The 596-nt window shown below is 67.8% G+C and carries 1 protein-coding gene; it reads left to right on the forward strand.

The window, feature by feature from the left end; all coding sequences use genetic code 11:
• Positions 1-596 (forward strand): AMP-binding protein (locus PI246_RS18390; protein WP_320552777.1); only part of this gene is annotated, 596 nt, incomplete at both ends.

A 596-nucleotide genomic window follows, 5' to 3' on the forward strand; every position in this document is an offset into this window, starting at 1 on the left:
TACGTGATGTACACCTCGGGGTCGACGGGTCAGCCGAAGGGGGTGATGGTGGAGCACCGCAACGTGCTTCGCCTGGTGGTCAACAACCATTTCGCGCCGCTGGGTCCCGACGATTGCGTGGCGCATTGCGCGAACCCGGCCTTCGACGCGTCGACGTGGGAGATCTGGGGCGGTTTGCTCAATGGTGCGAGCGTCCGGGTGGTGGAAAAGGAGGTGGTGCTGGATCCGGTACGGCTGGACCGCTGCCTGCGCGAGAGCGCAGTGAGCGCGCTGTGGCTGACGGTGGGGCTGTTCAACGAATACGTGGACGAGCTGGCGGAGTCGTTCGCGGGCCTGCGCTACCTGCTGGTGGGCGGCGATGCGCTGGACGCGCGGACGATACGGCGGCTGCTGTCACGGGAGAGGCGTCCGCGGCACGTGATCAATGGCTACGGGCCGACGGAGACGACGACGTTCGCGTGCACGCACGAGATCGATGCGGTGCCGCCGGAGTCGCGCACGATCCCGATAGGCCGTCCGATCGCGAACACGCGGGTATACGTACTGGACGAGCGGGGCGAGCCGGTGCCGGTGGGCGTGGCGGGCGAGTTGCACGT

This window comes from Luteibacter sahnii, assembly GCF_034063545.1.
Taxonomy (GTDB): Bacteria; Pseudomonadota; Gammaproteobacteria; order Xanthomonadales; family Rhodanobacteraceae; genus Luteibacter; species Luteibacter sahnii.